We start from the raw sequence: 22052 nt of genomic DNA, 5'->3' as shown, positions 1-22052 counted from the left end.
TCTATTAAAGTTTATGAAATAATTCCCAATGCAATTAGAATGAAAATCGGTCCGTTGTAAAGTGCGTGAATGATAATACCTGTCCAGGTGTTATTTGATTTCTGAACATAATAGGGAAGAATAAACAAGATAGGTAACAGAGTAATGATCAATTCGAAATTGAAAGCGATATGAAATACCAGCCAGAATATGGCGTTTACAATCCATGCATTGCGGCCGAACACAACAATTTGTCCGGGAAGGATAAATCCTCGCCATAAAAATTCCTCTCCGAAAATGTTGAAAAAAAAGAACGGCAACCAAGTTAATAGAATTAAAGGAGCCCCGGTACTTCTCTCATTCAAATTAAACAGATCTTTAGATGAATTGAGACTTCCGCTCAAGTCTGAATTACTTGAAAGAAAATTATACACTAACACTAATAACGCAGATAAAAGATAACACCACACTGTAGCAATCAGGGAATCAAATATCTCCTTTCTACCAGGTTTTGCTAATCTCAATCGCTCTATAATAATTTTACGATTCAATATTCCCTGTTCCTTACGAACAAGATAAAGAGCCAGAAAAAAGAGAGGGATAAAAACTCCAAATCCGCCGATTAGAAACCAGGCGATTACAAAGTCGATTCCGAATTTATTTGACGCAATTGGAATAATATGGTTGAGAACCGTATAAAAAAGAATTGCGGGTATACCGAAAAGAAAAATTGATCTGTAAAAATTAATTGGATTAATTCTTACATCATTCATCGTTCAACAAAAAATTTTAAATAAAGATAAATAACAGGTGCTGAGAATAAGAGGGAATCGAACCGGTCCAGTATTCCGCCATGTCCGGGTATCAGCGAGGATGAATCCTTAACATTCGCATCCCGTTTGATCTGGCTTTCAACAAAATCTCCTGCCTGACCTAATGATCCCACAATCAATCCGATAACTATTGCATCGGTTATAGTTAAAAAGCTGAGCATGACCGATTGCGCAACAACCATTGTAATGATGGAAAAAATAAATCCCGCGGCAGCGCCCTCCCAGCTTTTATTCGGACTCACCCTTGGAAGCACCTTGTGTTTTCCAGTTGCGCTTCCGATAAAATAGGCGGCGGAATCGCAGACCCAGATTGTAAAAAAAACAGCAATGATAAGATAACCGCCCTGGTCGTAAAGAAAATTCGAGTCGCTGTAATACTCCCTTATTAATACTAGCGCGGAAGAGAAGAGGCCTATATAGAATATTCCGAGCAGTGTTGTACTAATGTTTGCTATTGACGATCCCTTATGCCTGAATAATTCCGATAGAAGAACAACAGGAATTATTATCAGCACCAGTAATTCGAAATCGACAAACTTGTAGAAAGAGTTTATGATTATCAGTGCGATTGAAATAAAACCGGTAAATTGATCCGGGAGGAATCTTCTCTTTGAAACCATTTTCGAAAATTCAAAAAAAGAAACCAGTCCGATTACAAGAGCGAAAATTAGAAAAGGTATTTTCCCAACGACACTTATAAAAACAAGTAAAGGAATTCCGAACAGCGCAACAACAATTCTGGTAATAAGGTTATTGAACTTCATCCGTTTTATCTCCGTGCGGCTCGTCATGCCCTCCGCTTCTGATATCGTTGATTATTACAAGCGCATCTTCGGAATCACTTTTCTTGACAAGTAATTTAATAACCGTCCAGCTTCCCGACGCGGGGAAATTCCGGTCCTGCTTGGAATAGATTAAAGTTTCTATTCCGGCGCTCTCTAGATTCGCTTTTAACATTTCAGCTTCGTATTGTTCGGCAGCGGTTGTAATAACGAGCCAATCGGAAGGATGAAGCAGATTCCCTTCGAATTCCTCAACGGGTATTAGCTTTGTTCCGCAGTCGGCACATACTTTAATACCGTCTACGTATTCGTACTCGCATTTTGGACAGATCATAATTCCTCCTCTTTTTTCCGGAATTTGTGGTAATTCCTTTTTGTGTAATAAATGAAAAGTGAAAAGATGAGTGAGAGAATTAGAAAACTGATAACGTGGAAGAGAATATCGTGATCGGGAGTTACTTTGGAACTGATAAGGTCCTCGTCGCCAAGTAAAAGGAAAGCTGATACAGCGAAAAAATTATTTAGGAAATGAAGAATCATAGGGATGAAAATTGAGTTGCTTATGTAAGCGGCAAATCCGAAGTAGACTCCGAGTGCTATCAGCGCGATTAGTCCGTAAGGATTAAAATGATAGATTCCGAAGAAAACGGACGTAAGAAGAATACTCCAGACCGGTTTGAATTTATGCTCAAAACTTTTCTGAACGAATCCCCGGAAGAATGTCTCTTCACATAACGCCGGAATAACTGCTACAACAAAAACTATAAATGATGCTTCGAATATTGAACCGGCATGGAGAAGATTTCCGTAAGTTGACTGAACCATTTCATCAATCTGATCAATAAAATTTTTAATGGTATTTATAAACGAGCTGTTCGCGGCAAGCTTATCAATTATAAAATTCTGAATGTATAAAAAGCTCTGAAGCAGAGGTGTAAGAAGTATCAATCCTCCTACAAAAAGCAGTGTCCCTTTAATTGAAGGGAGGTTCACCCGTAATGCGGAAGTTACATCCGAATAGACGAACCGGGCGAATAGAAGAGCCGGCAGGAGAATGAATAAAATCTGGCCGCCCATTGTAAGAAGCCGGACAGAATTAACATCCGCTTTCTCGAATTCGAGTCCGAATATTGCAAATGTTAAAAGCGCGCCGCCGAACTGGTATAAAATAAATACCGCCGCAAGTGCGAGGAACGCAGCCGTTACAGGCGACATTGAGAGATAAGGCTTTATTTCCCCCGGTTCTTTATGATCTTCCTGGTTGTTCAAATTGTTTTCCATCACATATTCAAATTATTAAAAACGAAAGATAGATGCTCCGGCTATCCAAAAAAACTTTTTATATGAATAATACCAACTCCGGTTTCCAATGGAATGGGTGTACCGAGATTCCGGATTATTAATACAAACTTTAAAAAATTTAATTTGACTTTGTAAGATTTATTTGGCAATTTCTCGCAGCATTTAGAAAGCCGATCCGTAAAAATCCCCCTCGAAGCCCCCGGCTAATCTTGCTTATAAAGATCTAGCGGGATTAAAATGGACAAAGAAATTTTCCCCCGTTTGCTGGTCAAATTCCTGCAATCGTTTATTCACTATTTCATTTTGATTGTTGCAGCTGTCGCAATTGTTTCCAATTCGAAAGCTGTAATTCCGGTTATAGGCGCCGCATTTATACTTGGAATTCTTGCTGTTATTGCCGAGAAAAGAAAACTCTGTTCCAAAGATCAGGGATTCTTGAAATTAATTACCTTTATTTCAGATTTATTTGCACTGGATAGAAATACGAAAATTGAAAAGAATAGGGTGGCGGTATTTATTAAGATTTTCATCGGATTCTCGGCGTCACTATTTGTAGTTTCCTATTATATGTTTGGTGAAGTAAACTGGATCTGGATAGTGCTAGTAAGTATTCTCTTTTCTCTATCAATGAAAAAGAAACTTGCAAAAACAAACAATGTTCAATAAGGAAGTATTGAAATATGATTGAGTAATTATTTAGCTAAGTAAAAATAATTACTCGGATTAATTAACAAATGAAATTAAGGGGGCAAAAATGAAAAAGCATGCTAGTTTTTATTTTTTTCTACTGCTGTTTATCGCCGTTATAACATTTTATTCTGGCTGCAATAATGGCAATTTATCTGAGCCGGATAGTAGTAACGAGAATAGTATTATAGGTAAAAAGGTACCTTCCGAATATTCTGATTTAATAACGAATAGGAAGATGCTGCTAGATAAATTCTTCAAGGAAATTAAAGATGCGAAGAAGAGAGTAAGAGAAAAATGGGCTGAGAAAGGAAAAAATATGTTGCAAAAAACACAAGAAATGGCGCCAGCGGATCAAGAAGCACTTGAATTAGCAACTGCTATTACACCTTCTGCGTCCTCTTATGTAATTTCTGCTTATGGGGTAGATCTCAATCAGTATTTCGAACAAGGAGATCCCAATATTGCTTTGACAGGACTTCTGATTGCTTATGTTGAATCTGATTTGAATAATGGAATAAGATATGAAATAGATGGTGAACTAATTTCTAGTATTGTAGAAAATTCTGAATTTTATAAATTATTAACTAGTGATTTAAATAAAGTCTCATATGTTTTATTAAGACCAAAATGGGTTGAATGTATGGCGGAAGCCTCCGGGGTTGCAGCATTTGTTGATATTCTCTATGCTGGTGGAGCGGCTACACTTAGTGTTGTGGGTGTTATAAAATTAGCAGGTAAAGTTTTAGCAAAGCATTTAACATTTATTGGTGCCGCAGTAGCAATTGCTGATTTTATTTATTGTATGTATGACTAATATTTGGGAGGTTGTATGAAAATAGTTATAAGTATATATGTGTTTATTATTGTAGCTACTTTCCTTGTGCTAGTTGTAAGAACAGTGCAAATGATTTTAATCTCGAAAGGCGAAATGTCGAAAATTGTAAGTAATTGGGATTTCTATCCTATAGTCGGGACATTGTTATATTTCGCCTGTTCAAGTTTGCTAATAATTGTTAAGTACTATGCTGATGGCTTTTTTAAGATTGAATGGATTCAATATTTCGTTCGAGCCTTTGGAATGGGTGTAATAGTAATTGTCTTGGGTGGTGGCGTATATGAAAGTAAATTATTAATGAAATTGAATAAGATTACAAAACTAAATTTTTATAAATATCTTATTGTTATTGCATTATTATTTTCCACGTACTCCTTTTTTGAATATTTATTCCTTGCATGAGTATTGTAGCATTGGAAGAAAAAACTCTGAGTGTTAGTGTAGTAATAAAATTAGTTGGCTGATTAGCTAGAAGTGCGGTCGGAGGATTAGCGGCAGCATGGATGTTGTTTGAATTTGTTGATTGTATGGATTGGGTTTAAAAAGATAATGTTATGAATATGGAAATAATTCTCAACCTAATTAGTCTATTGTTTTTTTCTGTTTTAATAATTAGAATTATTTTGAACATATTACAAATAGTGAAAGCTCAGAAAAAAGGTGAGTCAAAACAGCGAGAGTTATTGACTAATATAGTAGGATTTTTATTTACAATATACTTAATGGCTAGAGAGTTAATTGAATTCTCTGAATCAATAAAATAACTTTTCAAGGAATTCTGCACTAAAACTTGGTTGGATAACCTGTTGTATACTGAATTGAAGAATGTGAACTTATACAACAGGTTTTTATTTCAATTTTTTTGCTTTCAAATCACCTGCGAGACCTTTATAAGCAGTAAGCTCCGCGTCTATAGACCCGATTATCACTTTCGTCTTAACTTTCACAGGCATTTTAATATTGTCGTCAGTTACCCATAAAAGCATCGTTCCCTCGCTTTTGAACAGTCCGCCTTCCTTGGCGAGCGGCTCGAGAATTATACAGTCGAATGTTCCTGCCTCTACCGTGATTCTTTCCTTGCCGTGATAAACAACTTCAAGCGGATAGACTTTATCCTTGTAGAAATTCTGCAGGTGGATTTTTTCACCTGACTTCATTTCGGAATAGTCGAATGTACGTGCAAGATAAAATGCCGATACGATATCATTCACGTAGCGGGGAATGTCATACTGTCCTTCGGAAGTTTTTGCTTTCCCTTTGCGCTGATCGAAGAATGCAGAAAAATCTCTTGAATATCCGCCTTCCCTTATATGCTGTTCAAACCGCCAGGGGAAAATTCCCTCTACATCTAAATATGTTTCGTAGCGGTCCCGCACTTTATAAAACGGATCGAACGCCGGTACCGAATTTACTTTGAATACAACGTTGTAAGTCTCCCGGCCTGCAAGCTTTGTTATTTTGGGAATCGAGAACTCCGCTACTCCTGCCGTAACAAATCCGTATTTAACGTCGAATGTAAGGACTTCGCCTACTTTGAAAGCTTTATTTTCTATTACCCTGAATTCGGACTTCTGCGCAATTGAATCTTTAACTGAAGCTGTTACGATCAGCAGAACCGTCAGACTATAAAATATATTTCTCATCTTCATTTTTTAATCCCTGTTCAATTCTTAGTCAGAAATAATTTAACCGAATCGAATACTTCTTCAATATTGATAGAACTCATGCAGTTTAATTTCTCACAATGTTCACGCGTACAATTCCGGCAGTCAATTGCCGGCGTAAATATTTTTTTCTTGAGTGTATAAGGACCCCACCGGGTATCTGAGCAGGAATCAATTTTAGGATAAAATCCTATTACCTTTTTTCCCAGCGCCGCAGCTATGTGAATAGGTCCTGTAGAATTTGCAATCATAATATCCGCTCTTTCAATAAGTACAATCATTTCCGGGAGTTGAAACAGCCCGGCAAAGTTTTTCGTTTTCCGATTTACAACAAGCGATTCGCAAAGTTCCTTCTCTCCGCTGCTTCCTGTGATCAGTATCTCAACATCCAATTCGCGTGCCATTAAGGAAATAAGCTTTTTCATCCTCTCAAACGGGAGGTCTACAGAGCTTCCTCCGCTTCCCGGATGAATAATAACGATTTTTTTTGAGGGATCGATCTTGCGTGAATGGAGTAGACTGTCAACAATCTGTCTACTTTTTAATTCCGTTTGTAAATTAAATTGTACACTTCCGGGATCAACTCCCTCATCTATACCGATTGTTCTTAGCATTCTAATATTATATTCAAGCTCGTGACGATCCGACTTCTTTCTGTGCTCGTAAACTTTCCTATTGAAGAGGAAGGAATACCATCTGTAGCCCGACCCGATCCGGGTTTTTATTCCTGCAAGAAAAAGTATCAGCGCAATTCTAAAAGTCGGGTATGCTATTACTGCCAGGTCGAAGCGGCTCCTCAGCTTTTTTACGTTACTGAGAATTTCAGCTTTTCCATCATTCTGATTCAGTGTAATTACTTCATCAATACAGGGATTGTTTTCAACAAGCGGTTTTGTATAACTTCTTACGAGGAAGGATATTTTTGAACCGGGAAAATACTTTTTCAATATCCCGGCCAGAGGAAGCGTAAGCACTACATCGCCGATACGGTCGGTGCGGACAATCAGAATCTTCTCGGGTGATTTCATATCCTCCTTTTTCCGGCTGAAGTTTTTGAAACAAACTGATTATCGCTAATGTAATATCGCCACGGCAAATCTACAGATTTTTTAATACCGATTCTTTCGGATGTTTTGATCAATTCCTCTTTTAATCTGCCCGAACCGGTAATAAATATTTCTTCTCCCGTCAGGTCCATTCCGTTATGCTCGCGGTTAATGCCGAAAGCCCTGCAGACTTTTCCAGGACCGTTGCAGAGGTTCTGAATTTCCTCGCTCGTAATTTCTTTTTTCCCGTACCGGTTAAACTTCATGATCTCAATCCCTTCAACCGGTTCAACAGCGCGGATAAGAATTGCTTTGCCTTCATTTAATCCGCCCGTAACAACATTAGCGCAGAAGTGCATTCCGTATGTGAAGTAAACATAAAGTTTGCCCCCACCCTCGAACATTACCTGATTTCTTTTCGTAATACCGTTATATGAATGTGATGCCCGGTCTGTTGATCCATCGTAAGCCTCTAATTCAACAATTCTACCGGCTAAAATATTTTTACCTGTCTTTCTCACTAAGAATTTTCCAAGAAGTTCTTTCGCAACTTTGTGAAGTTCCCGTTGATAAAATTTGAGAGGCAGTTTTTTGTTGGCTTGCCAATTCATCGATGTCAGAGAAGAATAATTCCGGAATCTTCATCAATCTTGTTCTGAATCTCTGCGATCTTCAGAATGTAGTCGTCCGTTCTTTCGGGATTCTTCCTAACAAGTTCTTTATAGACAGAGAGGGCTTCATGATATTTTTTCTGGGAAAGATAAATCTCTGCAAGCGTATCCGACGCAATTTTCTCTCCCTGGTACTCTTCCAGATTAATTTTGGGAGATGAATCGTCTTCCGGATTATAATTTATTTTTGCGCCGGTCAGCTTCTTTGCAAGTATTTCAAGCTGGTCTTCAAATTTCGGTTCGTCTGATTCAGTATTTGTAACAGGCTCATCAAAATCGGCCGGTTTCGTGCGGGTAATCGAATTCCTCTCCTGAATTATTTTCTCAATTTTTGTAAGATAGTGATCGAGCACTTCATTCGAGCCGATAATACCGGCACCCTTACGGGCCGCGGCAATTGCTTCCTTCTGATTCCCGGAATACGCCTTTGAAAGGGCCAGGATAAAATATGCTGAGGCATAGTCGGGGTAACTGCTTATTCCTTTTTCAAGAATTGAAATTGCTTCGAGAATGTTTCCCTGCTCAGAAATCTCTGCCGCAACTCTTGCAAATAGAGGAGAGCTGTTATTGAACTCGTAAATTAATTTAATTTTTCCGGCAGAAAGATCTTTTTCAGAAGTATCCACTTAACCTGCTTGTTTTTTTAAGAAAGCCTGTCTTAATGATAAAACTGAAACGCTTGCAAATCCGAAGAAGAACATCAACTGAAACGGAAGAGATGCAAACTCAAGAAAATAAATTGATGCAGATACTCCAATCAGGCAGTATAATGCCATCAGAAGTTCAACATATGTAGATACCTGCACCTTGGTCCCTTTCAGATATTTATTTTTTGCCGCGTCATCCTTCTTATCCACCACTTTATATTTCGGAGTCCTTACAAATTCACTCTTTCGGCTCAGAAGCCCTTCAATCACAGCTCTGGTATTATTTATCGCAAGGCCCATTGTCCCTGCCATGAAGAGGGGAAAGAGAGCTATCTTTTTACGCCAGTCCGGATATACATCTTTCTGCGAGTATGTATAAAACAGAAATGAACCGATAAAAGCAATAATGAAAATTGCCATGAAGTTGAAGAAACTCCAGTATGGTCCGGCGTTCTTTATGAAAATAAGGGGAACATTAAGTATTGCAACGAGAAGTATGAAAGGGAATACAATGTTATTTGTAAGATGAAAAGTAGAATGAAGTTTCAGTTTGAGAGGGATATCCGATCTCCATACAAGCGGAATAATTTTCTTTGCCGTTTCTATATAACCCTTTGTCCACCTGAACTGTTGAGCTTTTAGAGCATTCATCTCGAGCGGAAGCTCCGCCGGTGTAGTAAAATCTCTCAGGTAAACAAACTTCCAGCCTTTTAATTGTGCGCGGTAGCTGAGGTCGAGGTCCTCTGTTAAAGTATCGGCCTTCCAGTTCCCAGCATCTTCAATACATTCTTTTCTCCATACGCCGCCCGTTCCGTTAAACGTAATGAAGAAACCGGCTTTGTTACGAACTGTCTGCTCAATTACAAAATGACCGTCAAGAGCAAGTGCCTGGATTCTTGTCAGAATGGAATAATCTTCGTTTAAATGTTCCCAGCGTGTTTGAACCAGACCGACTTTTTCGTTCGTAAAATATTTAAGTGTGTTTATCAGGAAGTCGCTCTTCGGTATAAAGTCTGCGTCAAAAATTGCAATGAATTCACCCTTTGCAGTTTTCAATCCTTCTTTCAATGCGCCTGCTTTAAATCCTTCCCGGCTCGATCTGCGGATATGCTTGATGTCGAACCCTTCATCCTGTTTCTTCTTCACTATCTGCGCAACAACATCCACAGTCTCATCCGTTGAATCATCCAGAACCTGTATTTCAAGTTTCTCTTTGGGATACTCAATCTCGCAAACTGAATTTATTAGTCTCTCAACAACATAGAGTTCGTTATACATCGGAAGCTGAATTGTTACATGCGCCTCCTCATGTTCGCTTTTTGAACGGGGGTGATTCATCCGGTATTTATAATGAAGGTACATCATTACAAATCCGTGACTGCTGAAGAAAAGGAGAACCAGCATAGAGAAGATATAAGCGAATAGAATTATTTCATTTACTTCCATTTTAAATTCCGTTGATGCTCTTTAATTGAATATAGAATCATTTTATTAATTTTATTACCAGTTCGAAACAACCCCCAGCAGAATATCCTCTGTTATCTTTTCAACCGCGTTGTCTATTGCCTGTCTGCGGATTGTAGTAATATCTCCGCCGCCTCCCACAGGGTAATCGCCGTAATTTGAAAAGTTTCTTTCGAATATTGTAAGCCGTTTTACAAGGTCTCTGTAAATTACCCTGATTGTAATTGTAATTCTCCGCGAAGTAATATTTTCCGTTCCGCCTCCGGATACAACTGCCGGCGCGTCGGAGATTGAAACAACAGTTCCTTCAAGTATTGAGTCGGATTTCAGCCTGTCGGAAACACTTAATGTATTGTCTTCAATAAATTTTCTTATCAGCCCGTTCGTAAGCTTTTCACTCAGGTCGAACTCGCCCGATCCGCTCCGGTCGACGAATAAGGGGACGGCAATTGTTTTTAAATGCGGAGGTACAGATGCACCCGTGAAGGAGTAACTGCAGGCATTTAAAAAAATAATCCCTGCCGCAAATATTATTGACAGAGTAACTCTGTTTTTATTCCATCCCATATTCTTTGATTTTTCTGTATAGTGTCCGTTCGCTGATGTTAAGCAGCTTTGCCGCTTTCCTGCGGTTATAGTGAGTGTTTTTTAAAGCGTTTATAATCGCATTCTTTTCAAGTTCATCGAGGGGAACTATCTCATCATTTTTGGCAGGCATTTCGTAGCCCGGCAAATCCGTTTCGTTCCTTAATGCAAGCTGCTTAAGGTCTATCAGGTCTTTCTTAATTTCTATTAGTGCACGGTAAATCATTTCTCTGTCAAGTACATCGGCAGGACGGTTAATATGAACGGGAAGATTTCTGAGTTCTTCATCAGGCAGATATCGGGATAGTAGCGGAATGAACGATTCGGCTTCTAGAAGTCCGGTCTTGTTAAGTGCAATAGCAGACTCAATTACATTTTTTAATTCTCTTATGTTTCCGGGCCAGTCGTAATTGATTAATAGTTCGGTTGCCTCATTTGTAAGTTTGGGCAGGGGAATGTTGTTTATCGAAGAATAGTTTTTAACAAAATGATTTGTAAGCTCAATTATGTCACCCCGGCGCTTTCGTAACGGGGGAATGTTGATTGATACTGCTTTCAATCTGAAAAATAAATCATTACGGAATTTTTTTGAGTCGACTTCTCTTTGAAGATCTTTATTCGTTGCTGCAATTATTCTTACATCAACTTTGGTAACTGATTCGCTTCCGATTCTCATAAACTCCTTCGTTTCTAAAACACGAAGAAGTTTAACCTGCGTTGTTAAAGCCATCTCGGCAATCTCATCGAGGAAGAGAGTTCCGCCGTCGGCAATTTCAAAATATCCCTTCCGGTCATCTACTGCGCCCGTGAAAGATCCTTTTTTATGTCCGAAAAGCTCGCTCTCTAAAAGACTTTCCGGTATGGCACCGCAATTTACACTTACAAGTTCCTTATTAGCGCGCTTACTGTAGCTATGAATCGCCTGCGCAAATACTTCCTTTCCAACACCGCTTTCGCCGGTTATAAGGACGGAGATATCGGACTGTGCAACCTGCATTGTAATATCGATAAGATCGCGGATCTCTTTCGATTTGCCGATTATACCAAATTTTTTTTGAAAGTCTTCTATCTGCATTTATAATTGTATAATTGAGTGTTTAAAAATAAGAAATGTTTTGATACTTAATAGGGATTAGAACACTCTTCAACTCGAAATAAACCAACCATTCCGAATATTTAAATCCGTGCAAATTCGCCCGATCCGCGTTTATTCGTGCCCTGCTTGTTATTCTGTTGAACTGATTACCCTGCCGGTTAGATTATATTTCTTCGACAGGTACTCAAGAAGGGGAAGAGCTTCTTCTTCTTTAGCTAATTTTCCGACAGTAACAACATTCAGAATACTTCCGCCGATTTCCTTGGTAGTAATTTCTGCCGGATATCCGTCCGATTTAATCTGCTCTTCCAATCTCTTCGCATTATCAACGTTAAGAAAGGCGCCGGCTTGAATCGTGTAATTGTATTTTACAGGAAGGGATTCTTCAGTTTTTGTGATTTCAATTACTTCCTCGGAATCGGGTATGTTTCTATCGGCCGATTTTAAATACGGGGAATCAGGGTAATCGGATTTTAATTTGCTTAGGTAGGATTCGGCTTTTTTATAATAGCCGAGAGAATAGTAATATGAAAAGATTCTGTAAAGGGAAGCATCGGCATATTTGCTTTTTGGAAATTTTTCGTAAACCGATGAATACTTCTTGAGCGCTTCTTCTCCGTTTACGGTCAGTACTGCATCAAGAAAAATTACCGAAGGATCACCGGGACTGGATCTTTTTATTTCCTTTAATGAAGCTTCAGCACCTTTAATATTGCCCGATTCAATCTGACGGAGAGCAGAAGTAATATCCGCTTCCTGTGCCAAAACGGAAACACTGAATAAAAGAAATACTAAATAATAGGGTAACCTCACATTATTTCCCCTTCAGTAATTTAATGAACCTGTCTTCATTAAAATCTTGATCATGATCTTGCTCTTCTCTTGCTCATGATCGTGCTCTTGTTCATGATCAGGATCATGAGCATGATCAAGAGTATAATCAAAACAAGCAAGTACTATAAATTAGTTCTACTTATAAAATCGCCGAACAAAGTTGCCGAAGTTGCCCTGTTGATTTTTATCAGAGCGTAATCACCCTCTTTTACATTTTCGTTTTTCCGGAATACAACTACTTTATTCGTGTCGGTTCTTCCTGCATAAAATAGTTCGGATTTTTTACTCTCGCCTTCAATAAGTATAATCTCCTCTGTACCGATGAGCGACTGATTTATCTCGTTCGATATTCTCTGCTGGATCTCAATAATTTCATTCAGCCGTTTCGACTTTGTCTCCTCGGGCACGTCATCATTCATCTGATATGCTTTGGTCCCTTCTCGCGGAGAATATTTGAACATGTATGCGCCGTCGTAACGGACTTTCTGCATTACATCGAGAGTTAAGAGATGGTCTTCAATTGTCTCCGTCGGAAATCCTGAAATAATATCGGTTGAGAAACTTACACCTGGGATGATTTTTCTTGCTTTGTCAATCAATTCCAGGTAATGCTCTACTGTGTATGTCCTGTTCATTAGCGATAGAATTCTGTTCGAACCCGACTGAACTGGAAGGTGAATATAATTGCAGATGTTTGAATGACCGGCAATAGTATGCAAAAGTTTATCTGAGAGATCCTGCGGATGCGAAGTAGTAAACCTTATTCTTATTGAGCGGTCGACCTCCGCTGCCGATGCAAGAAGATCCGCGAAATCTTTTCCGTTATCATTATAGGAATTTACATTCTGACCTAGAAGAGTAACCTCCCTGAATCCTCTACTAGAAAGCTTTTCAATCTCTTCTATTATAGATAGCAACGACCGGCTCCTTTCTCTTCCGCGTGTAAAAGGGACTACGCAGAATGTACAGAACTTGTCGCATCCCCTCATTGCCGAAATCCAGGCGCTTAAACCGTCTTCACGGTATGGAGTTATATCATCGTATGTCTCCGTACGCGATAGTTTAACCCCGATTCCTTTTTCTCCGCCGAATGCTACGTCAAGTAATTCCGGCAGGCGTCTGTATTCATCGGGACCAACAACCAGATCTACAATTTTTTTCTCTTCTATCAGATTCCTTCTTAAACGTTCTGCCATGCATCCTAAAATACCAATAACCGCTCCCGACCTTTCCTTCTTGAATTTTTTAAGATGATCCAGACGGTGATATATTTTCTGTTCGGCGTTATCTCTTACGCTGCAAGTATTAAGTAGGATTACATCAGCGTTATCGGCATCCTTGCTGATAGTATATCCGTTGTTATTTAAGATACCTTGTACAAGCTCCGTATCCGCCAGATTCATCTGACAGCCGTAAGTCTCAATATATATTCTGTTTTTCATTTTCAGTCTTTCTATATAATCTTGCTCTTGATCCTGATCTTGCTCATGCTCTTGATCATGAACACGATCATGAGTAAGAGCATGATTATTTATTACAGTTTACTCACAAAATGGAGGATGACGTTAATAATTATCAGAAATAATATGAAATAGATTATTGCAATCCTTCGTCTTTTGTTCGTAGAATACTTCTTAGTATCAAACTCGATCATAACAGATCTAAATTGGGGTGAAAAGTTATTAAGATTAAAACTGATTAACAAGGCAGCCCGTCTCTACCCGAAAACCAATCTTATATTTCATGCTCTTGCTCTTGTTCCTGCTCTTGATCATGATCATGCTTGTGATCAAGAGTAAGAGCATTAATAGGAATTTACCCGGTTGTTATATTAGTTTAAATTCACCTGATCAGTGTTCATTCGTGTCCTATCATCCCCCACCCCCTGCGAAATATTTTCAACAGTACGAAAAAAATTCACCTTCGACACTAATAATTATCTAAAAAAGCTGAAAAATAAGCTGATAACCACACTTTTATACGTGGCACGATAATTTCATATGTTGCGGCATGTCGACAAACGAACTAAAAAAGCTCGCCGCACAGAAATCCGTTGAAGAGGTTAAATCGGGTATGATATTGGGCTTAGGAACGGGTTCTACTTTTAAGTATGCTTTAGAAGTAATTGCAGGTAAAATTAAAAGCAATGAACTTAAAGATGTAAAATGTGTCGCTACTTCCATTAAGACTGAAAAATCAGCTAAAGAATATGGACTCCCGTTGATTGGTTTGAATCAGTTGGCAACCGGCAATTCGCTTGATCAGTTCCCGGTCGATTTAACAATTGACGGCGCCGATGAAGTGACCGTAGGGAATTCTGATCCAGGTTTTTCGGGAGAAGGATCTGCCGTAATCAATCTTATTAAAGGTGGAGGAGGTGCGCTTCTTAGAGAAAAGATTGTCGCGCAGAATAGTAAACGTAATGTTATTATTATTGATGAAACCAAGCTGTCCGATCGATTGTGTAAGAAATCATCTCTTCCGGTTGAAGTAATACCATTCGCTGTTGAGTCGGAAAGAAGATTTCTTGAATCATTAGGCGCAAAAGTATCTTTAAGAAATGATGAAGACGGAAACGAGTTTATTACCGATGAAGGCAATCTTATACTTGATGCTGATTTTAGTGAAATAGATAATCCGGTTAAACTTGATTCATTACTTAATGCCCGAGCCGGTATCGTTGAACACGGATTATTTCTGAACACCGCGTCAGTTGTTTATTGCGGTACCAAAGACGGTCTTAAAATATTTAATTCGTGATCTTGATTCTGCTCTTGATCATGATCCTGCTCTTGATCATGATCAGGAACATGAGCAAGAGCAAGATTATTATAAATTGTTCTTTGTTTATTGATGTTTTTGCGAAGCTCACAAACCGCGATTTTTCTTTAAATTCTTTTAAAATATGTTGACAAGGAATCTCGGTTTAATTATTTTTCGCAACAGTTGGTAGAACAATACGAAAGAAATATTGCGAATTTTGGTTTTTTTGCAAACATTGATATTAAAGAAATGATTGACAAAATCATATTCTTTTGTTTATTTTAAAGTAAACTTATATATCAATTGGGCTAAAGCTATATAAAATATGTATTTAACTTTTTATTTAATTCAATTAAAAAACAATTCCCAACTTAACCTTTTAAAAAAGGAGGTACATGAGCATGACAGAACTCTTACCAACTTAAGGACTAAAGAGTTTGAAAGTGTGTGTGTAACAAAGTTGTTTTTATTCAATAACTAATTAGGAGTAAAAAAATGAATTTGAAAAACCTGTTGAAACTTGGCACGTTGACGTTATTAGTAACGTTAGTGTTAAGTTCTCTTTCCTATGGTCAGACTGTTCGTTATTTGAATTCGACGGACGGTGATGACAGCTACACAGGTCTTAACGCAACAAACAACCCTCCGGGTACAGGTCCTAAGAGAACCTTCGAAGGCGCATATGCAGCTTTCCCGGATGGTGCTACTGTTTATGTAAAAGCTGGCGAATATTATTTCGACCAGTCAGCTGTATTTGATGGAAACGGTGTTGCCGGCGGTAACGATGCCAATGGTATCAGCTTTACCGGTGCAAAATCGATGACCTTCATCATTCAGACCTATAACGCTTCTAATATTGTTTACTTTAACGGTCCTGTAGCCGGTGCTTTTATTGTTAATCCTGGCGCAGGAAAAACCATTGCATTCCAGGCAGCTGATGCCGGTGTCCAGAGTGTTAGCATTAACAATGGTGCTTTCTCTAATACAGCTACCAATGCTATTACCTTAACTTCCGGTACACTTGATGTAAGCGGTCTGGCTAGCTTTAACGTTGGTGGAACAGTATTAACCATGACAAGAACCGCAGGTGCAGTTGTTGGTACTTTTACTTATAGTGCTGCCAACCGTACAATGGTTTATAATGGTACCGCAGCTCAAACAACAGGCGGTGAATTACAGACAACTTTAGCTGGTAGCACTTTAACAATTAATAAAGCTACCGGTACTTTAACAGTTGCACAGAATTTAACAGCAACAACTGGCGGTATTATCCAGAATACGAATGCAGCTTCTGCTGTATTTAACGGAACAGTTTCTATAGCCGGCGCTGCTGCTGCACCAAGCTTAATTCAGAATACCAATACAGGCGGAATGACATTTAATGGTGCTGTTACTTTTAGTTCACGTAACGAAGTTTGGGGCACATATATTCAGAATACAAATACCGGTACATTAGCATTCCCGGGTGGTTTGGCAATCAATCACGGCGGAACAACCGCTTCGGATCTTGATGAAGCTGGTCTGTTCAGCGATGGTGTTGCTAACAACGAAACCAACCTTATTCAGAATACAAATACCGGTACATTGTCGATTACCAACATGACATTTGGTGTTTATACAACTGGCGGCGTTAATTATTATGCTTTTGTAGTTTTAAGAAATACTTCAACCGGAACAGTTAACATTGGCGGATCTGACGTATATGGTATGTTGAAAAACAATACCGGCGGTTCTGTTAACTTAACCGGCAATTTAACTTTCAAAACATCTGCAAACGTTACTCCTGATAATACTTTGGAAAATGGCGCTGCAGGTTCAAAAGTTAAATTAAATACATTTAATCTTGATATTACCTATGGCGGTCAGGCAACAAGTGCAGTTAACAACGTTGGCGGTATTACAAGCAACGGAATAAACATCGGTTTGTTCAAATTCTCACATGCAGCTGGCGTAGCAGTTGTTGCAGGCGCAGGCGCATTCCCGAGCGTTGAAGTTGCAGGCGCTGGCAATGTTACCGGTGGTTTCCCGGCAACAAGCATCGTTGGTAATGTTACTCTTTCAGCTGGTGGCGATCTTACAATGACAGGTACTCCCGCTACTATTTCCGGTTCTGTTTATATTACCGGAGCCGGTGCGGTGTTTACAACACCTGGTTCATTACAGATCAACCAGAACGTAAATATTTCTAACGGTACATTTACTACCGGTGGAAACGTTGTATTACAAGGAAATTATACTCAGGCAGTTGGCGCGTTTGTATTTGGCGGTGCTCATACTTTTGATGTAAAAGGAAACTTCAACCGTACATCAGGTAACTTCACAAATACAACCGGTAATCTCCAGTTCAGCTCAGGCGGACAGGGTCAGATTTGCGCCGGCGGTCCTAACTTTAAAGTATTCGATTTCACAGTATCCGGCGTTGGTACAGGTCTTACTCTTCAGAACGGTTCTGTTGAAATAGTTAACAGCTGTACAGTTAACGCAAATACATCTATTCAGTTAGGTGACCTCAATATCCGTATGGTTGGTAACGGAACGCCAACAACAATTACTAATGGCGGACAGATCTTTTCGTCAGGCCTTGGTAGTGTTATATTCGAAGGTACAAATAACCCGACAGGCGCTGCAATTGATAATAATGTTCACACAATCGGCGGTACCGGAAAATATTCCAATATCGAAGTCAGATTAGCTGAACCGATCGATAGAATTACAGTTGCTGCCGGTACAGTTGTTTCATGGACAGGCAGATTAACTCTCTTCAGAGGCGGCGTATTTATTCCTAATGCTTGCCAGTTCAACCCGATCGACGCTGCTCCACCTTCCATCTGGAGAAACTTGAATGACTCCGATGTTGATGGAAATCCTGACGGTCAGGTATTCGCATGGGCAGGAACAGGCGATTTCAATGCTAATAATGTTATTTACGATTTAACATTCTTTGGAACACTAGCTGTTGCTGAAAACGTTGCAAACAATGTTTGGGACGACAACCTTGTTAGAAACTTAACAGTTCTTTCAACTGGCGGTTTCCCTGTACGTGTTAACAATGCAAGAACAATTCTTGGTAATGTTGAAGTTGCAAGAAATGCTGACTTAAGACCATTTGGTGCAAATCTTATTGCAACAACAACAACAACCTCAACTCATACAATTTACGGTACAGTTTCCGAGAACAATGCTGGTAACTGGTTCGGTTTAGCCGGTACAGGCGACCATACTATTGTTGGCGGAACAAACGCTCTTGACCAGGCATTAATTGAAAACCTTGATGTTTCTTCAACCGGTAACGTTGTAATCAACGGATTGAAGCAGATTGGTAAAAATACTCCTACAAACCTTGGTTTAGTAGTTAACAGTGGTACAGTTACCTTAGGTCTTCAGGCAGATGCAGTTCCGTCACCTGGCGACATGTACAACTATGCTCAGAATGGCGGTTCAGTTGATTTAACAACGGATGTTGAAGTTCCGGCATTTGGAAATACTTCATTCAATATTGCCGGTGCAAGCTTAACATTCGATTTCAACGATTTCAACATCTGGTGGAATTCCGCAAATAATTTCACAGCTGCCGGAACAACTTCATTCCTGGCAACAGATGCTACAACAAAAGGTTACTTACAGTACAGAGCAACCGGCGGCCTTAATACTAACGGTGCAAGATTAGCAAGAATAATCATCGATCCTGCTAATACCGGCGGTATCACAGCTACATTAATTTCCAATTCCGGTGTTAACCAGATCTTCACAAACTCAAATACAGGTACTTTAGCATTGGCAGGTTTCGACTTTACAAATGCTGGTACTGAATGGAATACAACTGGTTTATACACTGGCCCGGTTGCATCAGAAATGATCTTAACAGGTCCGGTTACTGTTAGTTTAAGCGGAAGCATCACTGTTCCAAGCTTAACCTTCAACAGTACTACCAATACTGTTACATTATTTGATAACGACGGCGTTGTTGGTACACCAACAATTACTGTTCAGGGTATCGTAAGATTAACAAGCGGTACAATTGAGCAGAACCTTGTTGACGTTATTATGGACGACGCTCTCGGCAACACAACTGTATTTATTTTCACTGCTGGTACAGTTAATGCTACAACAACAAATTCAATTACAGCTACCAATGCTCAGAACGGCGAATTTGTATTTGACGGCGCAACAGCTAAAACATTCCAGACCACCGCTGCCGGTATGATTCTTCCTAACGTTCGAGTTAACGGTACTGGAAATATTACAATAGCTGCAGCTCCAAATAACAACGCATTCACAGTTTCCAAGAGATTGGTTCTTGCAAATACCGGTGACTTAGCTACCGGCGCAAATGCAAAACTGATCATGGGTGACGGTGCCTGGATTGTTAGACAAAATAATGGCGGTATCTTAAGCCATGTTCCTACATTCGGTACATTAGGAACTGACATTAACTTACATTATCAGGCTGCTGCTCTTATAGTTCCTGCTAACGAAATGCCTGCTACAGTTACTGGTCTTTACGTGGATAACGGTGCCGGTATTGATGTTGACGCTTCCAAGAACGTTACAGTCAACACAATTCTCTATCTGAATGCCGGTAACTACGATTTCGAAAATGTTCTCGGTACTATCCGCACAATCACAATGGCTGCTAACTCAATGGTTAGAGTTAATAATGGTAACCTTATCAACAGTGCAGCTGGTGGTGCTACTACCAGGTTGTTAGGCGGTCCGGTAACATTGGAGTATATCAACACAGCTTTCAGAGCAACTACTACACGCGAATTCTCCGATGCAGCTGGTTTCGTATCATTGCTGAACGTATTCACAACCGCTGCTAACGGTACAACAGGCGGATTGCAGTTACATGCTAACCGTACAGTTGGCGACTTTGTATTAAATACCGGCGCGGCTGGCGTTAATACAATCATCTTCAACCTTAACGGATTGACATTAACTGTTTCCAATACTGCTAGTGCAACACTTACAAAAGGTGTTCTCTCCAGCTTAAACGAAGTAACAGATATTTATACCTATGCTACATTAGCTTCCAATGGTCCTGTTACAAGTACAGCAAATGCAACTGTTTACAACACAAACATCACTGCTCCAACCATGACCTTAGCCGGAACTTTCGGAAGAATGGATCATGATCTTGACGGTGCTGCTAACAACGTATTACCTGCCGGATTCCCGACAAGTACTATCAGTGGCGATGCTACAGTTGCAAACTATGCCGGTAATCTTGTAATTACAGGTAACACAGTAATCAATGGCGCTTATACCAACGGTACAATTACAACTCAGGGTAACGTAACCGTTTCCGCAACCGGATCATTAAATGCTACAAGCAACATCGTATGGACTGGTGCTACTAACGCTACATTAACTGTTCCTGCAGCTGGTACAACAGTTGGATCATTAACATTCAACAAAACAAACAACACCAACACAGTAACCTTAGCCGGTGGCAACATCGCTCAGGTTAGAAACGGTGGTGCTTTAACTACATTTGTAAATGGTCTTTTCATTGTTCCGGATCCTCTCGTATTCACAATGAACCAGCCTAACTGGGGTGGCGGACAAGGATTCACAAGAGTAGGCGTTACAGGCACAAACATCTCCCACGTAGTTGGACACGTTGCTAAAGTCTCCTTCAACGCTGGCGGACCTGGCTTAGGCGCATCCTCTGAATCAAGATTCGAATTCCCGGTTGGTACAACTACACTTTACAGACCGGTTGCATTGACATTCAATCCTTCGTTCGGTTTACCGACAATGCCAAACTCCACTTTCACAGTTAACCACGTTAACTCAAATCCTGGCGGCGCTGTTGCATTACCGATCGTAGATGGTGTTGCTACAGGTATCGATGTTGCAAGATATCCTGCATTCTACTGGACAATCGCTTCTGCTCCGTCCAGCATTGGACCTTCAACATTGTTCGACTTAGAATTAACTGCTAGAGGATTTACAGATTTCGATGATATTAATAATGTTAGAATTATCAGAAGACACGGATTAGTAACTGACTTAACCAACCAGTGGTTATTCCAGGGAACTATCGGTGTTCCGTATGATAACGAAGTAAATGACGGCGTACCAAGCATCATTCAGAAAAATGCTAACGCAGGTCTGAGACTTGGCGGTGCTGTATTTACATTAGGTCTGAAATCTAACATGAGCATTAAGACTGCTATTCCGAAACAGTGGTTGGTATTGTCACAGGGTGAAAAGAGCTACAACCTTGCTAACGTATTCGAAGGAAACGTAGGATCGTTAACATTTACAGCTCAGTCATCCAACGGTACAATTCTTACAACAGCTATTACCGGTTCAACACTTAAAATTACTCCGGTTGCAATTGGCGATGCAGTTGTAACAATCATTGCTTCTGATGCAGCTAACAATGATTTCTTTGCTTACAGCTTTGACGTAAATGTTGGTTTAACCGATGTTGAAGAAGTTGCTGAAATTCCAACAGAGTTCTCACTCTCACAGAATTATCCGAACCCATTCAACCCGACAACTAACATTAAATTCGGATTACCGAAAGAATCCAATGTTACATTGAGAATATTCAATATCCTCGGTGAAGAAGTTGCTACATTGGTTAACAAGGTAATGCCTGCAGGATTCCATACCATTAACTTCGACGCTTCAAGAATGACCAGTGGTATGTATATCTACAGAATCGAAGCTGATAACTTCGTACAAGTAAAGAAGATGTTACTCATGAAGTAATCAGGCTTAAAGCTGAAAAGCTTTCAGCAAACAGAAAACCCCGGTTATGCCGGGGTTTTTTGTTTTAAACCAAATCCCGCACCCTGACCTTGAAGGTCAGCAATTCAAATAACGCGCTTGACCTTCAAGGTCAGA

At 39.6% G+C, this 22052-nt stretch carries 18 protein-coding genes; 5 read left to right on the top strand and 13 right to left on the bottom strand.

Annotation, left to right across the window (positions count from 1 at the left end; genetic code table 11):
- Nucleotides 1-11: 11 nt before the first annotated feature.
- The 4 genes from PLZ15_02595 to PLZ15_02580 are packed head-to-tail and all read right to left on the bottom strand — an operon-like array spanning nucleotide 12 to nucleotide 2875.
- On the bottom strand, nucleotides 12-752 hold the full coding sequence (locus tag PLZ15_02595) for a CPBP family intramembrane metalloprotease (GenBank protein ID HOI28622.1): 741 nt from the start codon (nucleotides 750-752) through the stop codon (nucleotides 12-14).
- Nucleotides 749-1576 (bottom strand): phosphatidate cytidylyltransferase, encoded by an 828-nt coding sequence (locus PLZ15_02590; protein HOI28621.1) that lies wholly within the window; start codon nucleotides 1574-1576, stop codon nucleotides 749-751. The genes PLZ15_02595 and PLZ15_02590 overlap by 4 nt, the downstream gene beginning before the upstream one ends.
- The gene (locus PLZ15_02585; GenBank protein ID HOI28620.1) at nucleotides 1563-1928 is read right to left on the bottom strand and encodes a DUF2007 domain-containing protein; all 366 of its coding nucleotides are present in this window, start codon (nucleotides 1926-1928) and stop codon (nucleotides 1563-1565) included. Before PLZ15_02585 ends, PLZ15_02590 begins: the two co-directional genes overlap by 14 nt.
- Nucleotides 1925-2875, bottom strand: coding sequence for a type II CAAX endopeptidase family protein (locus PLZ15_02580; GenBank protein HOI28619.1), 951 nt, complete (start codon nucleotides 2873-2875; stop codon nucleotides 1925-1927). Before PLZ15_02580 ends, PLZ15_02585 begins: the two co-directional genes overlap by 4 nt.
- A 258-nt stretch (nucleotides 2876-3133) precedes the next feature.
- Between PLZ15_02580 and PLZ15_02575 the strand changes: the two genes are divergently transcribed.
- The 3 genes from PLZ15_02575 to PLZ15_02565 all read left to right on the top strand — a co-directional run bounded on the left by PLZ15_02575 (nucleotide 3134) and on the right by PLZ15_02565 (nucleotide 4823).
- On the top strand, nucleotides 3134-3562 hold the full coding sequence (locus PLZ15_02575) for a hypothetical protein (GenBank protein HOI28618.1): 429 nt from the start codon (nucleotides 3134-3136) through the stop codon (nucleotides 3560-3562).
- Between the two features lie 88 nt (nucleotides 3563-3650).
- Complete coding sequence (locus PLZ15_02570; GenBank protein ID HOI28617.1) at nucleotides 3651-4400, top strand: hypothetical protein; 750 nt, start codon at nucleotides 3651-3653, stop codon at nucleotides 4398-4400.
- Nucleotides 4401-4415: 15 nt separating this feature from the next.
- Nucleotides 4416-4823 carry a hypothetical protein gene (locus PLZ15_02565; GenBank protein ID HOI28616.1) on the top strand — a complete coding sequence of 136 codons (408 nt, stop codon included), beginning with the start codon at nucleotides 4416-4418 and terminating at the stop codon, nucleotides 4821-4823.
- A gap of 446 nt (nucleotides 4824-5269) precedes the next feature.
- Here PLZ15_02565 and PLZ15_02560 read toward each other — a convergent pair whose 3' ends face one another.
- The 9 genes from PLZ15_02560 to miaB form a co-directional block, all read right to left on the bottom strand.
- On the bottom strand, nucleotides 5270-6070 hold the full coding sequence (locus PLZ15_02560; GenBank protein ID HOI28615.1) for a DUF3108 domain-containing protein: 801 nt from the start codon (nucleotides 6068-6070) through the stop codon (nucleotides 5270-5272).
- A gap of 14 nt (nucleotides 6071-6084) precedes the next feature.
- A complete protein-coding gene (locus PLZ15_02555; protein ID HOI28614.1) occupies nucleotides 6085-7113 on the bottom strand; it encodes a glycosyltransferase family 9 protein in 1029 nt (342 codons plus the stop codon).
- Nucleotides 7110-7742 (bottom strand): DNA-3-methyladenine glycosylase, encoded by a 633-nt coding sequence (locus tag PLZ15_02550; GenBank protein HOI28613.1) that lies wholly within the window; start codon nucleotides 7740-7742, stop codon nucleotides 7110-7112. The genes PLZ15_02555 and PLZ15_02550 overlap by 4 nt, the downstream gene beginning before the upstream one ends.
- Before the next feature lie 5 nt (nucleotides 7743-7747).
- Nucleotides 7748-8428: a tetratricopeptide repeat protein gene (locus PLZ15_02545; protein ID HOI28612.1), complete on the bottom strand. Its 681-nt coding sequence runs from the start codon at nucleotides 8426-8428 to the stop codon at nucleotides 7748-7750.
- Nucleotides 8429-9895, bottom strand: a complete 1467-nt coding sequence (locus PLZ15_02540; protein HOI28611.1) for a glycosyltransferase — start codon at nucleotides 9893-9895, stop codon at nucleotides 8429-8431.
- A 54-nt stretch (nucleotides 9896-9949) separates the two neighbouring features.
- On the bottom strand, nucleotides 9950-10480 hold the full coding sequence (locus PLZ15_02535) for an LptE family protein (protein ID HOI28610.1): 531 nt from the start codon (nucleotides 10478-10480) through the stop codon (nucleotides 9950-9952).
- Nucleotides 10467-11573 carry a sigma-54 dependent transcriptional regulator gene (locus tag PLZ15_02530; protein ID HOI28609.1) on the bottom strand — a complete coding sequence of 369 codons (1107 nt, stop codon included), beginning with the start codon at nucleotides 11571-11573 and terminating at the stop codon, nucleotides 10467-10469. Before PLZ15_02530 ends, PLZ15_02535 begins: the two co-directional genes overlap by 14 nt.
- A 150-nt stretch (nucleotides 11574-11723) precedes the next feature.
- The gene (locus PLZ15_02525) at nucleotides 11724-12407 is read right to left on the bottom strand and encodes an SPOR domain-containing protein (GenBank protein ID HOI28608.1); all 684 of its coding nucleotides are present in this window, start codon (nucleotides 12405-12407) and stop codon (nucleotides 11724-11726) included.
- Nucleotides 12408-12550: 143 nt separating this feature from the next.
- Nucleotides 12551-13870: a tRNA (N6-isopentenyl adenosine(37)-C2)-methylthiotransferase MiaB gene (gene miaB / locus PLZ15_02520; protein ID HOI28607.1), complete on the bottom strand. Its 1320-nt coding sequence runs from the start codon at nucleotides 13868-13870 to the stop codon at nucleotides 12551-12553.
- Between the two features lie 568 nt (nucleotides 13871-14438).
- Here miaB and rpiA point away from each other — a divergent pair.
- Both rpiA and PLZ15_02510 read left to right on the top strand, forming a co-directional pair.
- On the top strand, nucleotides 14439-15188 hold the full coding sequence (gene rpiA, locus PLZ15_02515) for a ribose-5-phosphate isomerase RpiA (protein HOI28606.1): 750 nt from the start codon (nucleotides 14439-14441) through the stop codon (nucleotides 15186-15188).
- A gap of 498 nt (nucleotides 15189-15686) precedes the next feature.
- Nucleotides 15687-21917 carry a T9SS type A sorting domain-containing protein gene (locus PLZ15_02510; protein ID HOI28605.1) on the top strand — a complete coding sequence of 2077 codons (6231 nt, stop codon included), beginning with the start codon at nucleotides 15687-15689 and terminating at the stop codon, nucleotides 21915-21917.
- Nucleotides 21918-22052: the final 135 nt, after the last annotated feature.

This window comes from Melioribacteraceae bacterium, assembly GCA_035362835.1.
Classification (GTDB): Bacteria; Bacteroidota; Ignavibacteria; order Ignavibacteriales; family Melioribacteraceae; genus DSXH01.
This window is presented reverse-complemented; position numbering and strand designations above follow the sequence as displayed.